The organism is Microbacterium sp. CCH5-D1 (assembly GCF_001557335.1).
In the GTDB taxonomy this organism is placed as follows: Bacteria; Actinomycetota; Actinomycetes; order Actinomycetales; family Microbacteriaceae; genus Microbacterium; species Microbacterium oxydans.
Genome location: NZ_LSJW01000251.1, coordinates 1 through 2191, shown reverse-complemented (window position 1 = coordinate 2191; position 2191 = coordinate 1). Strand labels below are relative to the sequence as shown.

Genomic DNA, 2191 nt, shown 5'->3' with positions numbered 1-2191 from the left:
CGGAGTACTCGCTGAGCACGCTCCTGACCCCACTCGATCCCCCCGTGGAACCGTCGGATTTCGACGATTTCTGGAGGGCCTCCTTCGAGGAGTTCGGCACGGGCAGCGTGGCCTGGGAGGTCGTCCAGGAGCACCCCGAGACCCCGACGCATCGCGTCGCCGAGATCCGCTTCCGCTCCTCCGCCGGCGAGGCGGCCGTCGCGTTCGTGATGCTTCCGCACGCTGCCGACGTGACCCGCCGAGGCCTCGTCGTCGGCCACGGTTACGGCGGTCGCACCGGCCCCGACATCGAACGCGTCGCCTCCGACGCCGCCGCGATCTTCCCGGTCGCCCCCGGAACCCATATCGGCACGAGCAGCCGGTTCCCCGCATCGCCCGACGAGCACGTGCTGGCAGGGATCGAACACCGCGACACCTACTCGCACCGCTTCAGCGCCGCCGACATCTGGCGAGCGGCGACCGTGCTCCTCGAGATGGCCCCATCCGCAGCGGGAGCGCTCGACTTCAGCGGCGGTAGCTTCGGCGGCGGCATCGGCGCGCTCGCCCTGCCGTGGGACGGGAGGTTCCGTCGCGCCGCGCTCGATGTCCCGAGCTTCGGCAACCATGACGTGCGCCTGTCACGGAGATGCACCGGGAGTGGTGAGGCCGTGCGCCTGCACCTCCGCGAACACCCGGAGGTCCGGCCAGTGCTCGACTACTTCGACGCGGCGATCGCGGCCCGGCGGCTGCAGCTGCCCGTGCACGTGAGCGCGGCCGTGCTCGACCCCGCCGTCGATCCACGCGGGCAGTTCGCGGTCTACCACGCCGTGTCCGGCCCGAAGCGCCTCGGCGTGCGGGCGGCGGGCCACCTCCCCGGAACGGTCGGCGAGCTGTCGGACCGACTCGCGCTGCAGGACGGCATCGACTTCCTCGCACTGCCCGACGAACGTCTGATCTGAACACCCCGACGGACCGCTTCTCAGAAAATGCATAGCGTTCTCCATAGAAATCGCATAGGAGATTCCGCAGAATAGGGACATGACCAGCGACCTGCCCGAACTGCGCCGCCCCGACGGCTCCCCCCTGCGCATCCTCGCCGTCGACGACGAGCAGATGCTGACCGACCTGCTCGCGATGGCCCTGCGCATGGAGGGCTGGGAGGTGCGCACCGCCTCCTCCGGCATGGAGGCCCTCCAGGTCGCGCGCGAGTTCGAACCCGATGCCCTCGTGCTCGACATCATGATGCCCGACCTCGACGGCATGTCGGTGCTCAAGCGGCTCCGGGATGCCGGCAACCTCGTCCCCGTGCTCTTCCTCACCGCCAAGGACGCCGTGGGCGACCGCGTCGCAGGACTCACCGCCGGCGGCGACGACTACGTCACCAAGCCCTTCAGCCTGGAAGAGGTGATCGCGCGCCTGCGGGCGATCATCCGCCGCACCGGCCACGCCACCGCTGACGACGGCCAGTCGATCCTGCGCGTCGCCGACCTCACCCTCAACGAGGACAGCCACGAGGTCGTGCGCGACGGCACCGAGATCGAGCTCACCGCGACCGAGTTCGAGCTGTTGCGCTACCTGATGCGCAACGAGCGCCGGGTGCTCTCGAAGGCGCAGATCCTCGACCGGGTGTGGAGCTACGACTTCGGCGGCAAGTCATCGGTCGTCGAGCTGTACATCTCGTACCTGCGCAAGAAGATCGACGCCGGACGCACGCCGCTGCTGCACACCGTCCGCGGCGTCGGCTACATGATCAAGGCCCCTCAGTGAGCTCGGCGACGACGATGAGACGGCCGATGAGCCTGCAGACACGGCTGATGACCGCCGTGATCGGGTTCGTCTCGCTGATCCTCATCATCGTCGCCATCATCACCAGCGCGACGCTGGGCAAGACCATGGAGGATCAGCTCGACCAGAAGCTCTCCAACAATGCGCACCAGCTCGTCCGGGTGACCGAGGCGTTCCCCCCGTCGTCCGCCACCGCGCAGAACGTGCTCGCGAACAGCTCCGCACCGCCGGTGGGTGTGCTCTTCGTGGTCTCGAGCCCCGTGACCGGCTTCAGCGGCGTCGTCGCCAAGACCACGGACGGCGACCCCCTCGCCGGGTCGCTGCAGACCCTCAGCGGGGCCCAGCTGGCGGAGATCGCCGGCGCGCTGAAGGACTCATCGGTCGCCTCAGTCTCCATCAGCGACGTGGGCTCGTACCGGGTGATGGC

At 69.1% G+C, this 2191-nt stretch carries 2 protein-coding genes and 1 pseudogene; all 3 read left to right on the top strand.

Features of this window, described 5'->3' with window-relative positions; all coding sequences use genetic code 11:
• Positions 1-938 (top strand): acetylxylan esterase (locus AX744_RS15290; RefSeq protein WP_157543625.1); only part of this gene is annotated, 938 nt, incomplete at its 5' end.
• A gap of 79 nt (positions 939-1017) precedes the next feature.
• Positions 1018-1746, top strand: a complete 729-nt coding sequence (locus tag AX744_RS15285; protein WP_045262204.1) for a response regulator transcription factor — start codon at positions 1018-1020, stop codon at positions 1744-1746.
• A gap of 26 nt (positions 1747-1772) precedes the next feature.
• Positions 1773-2191: pseudogene (locus tag AX744_RS15280) on the top strand (two-component sensor histidine kinase); the annotation flags it as partial.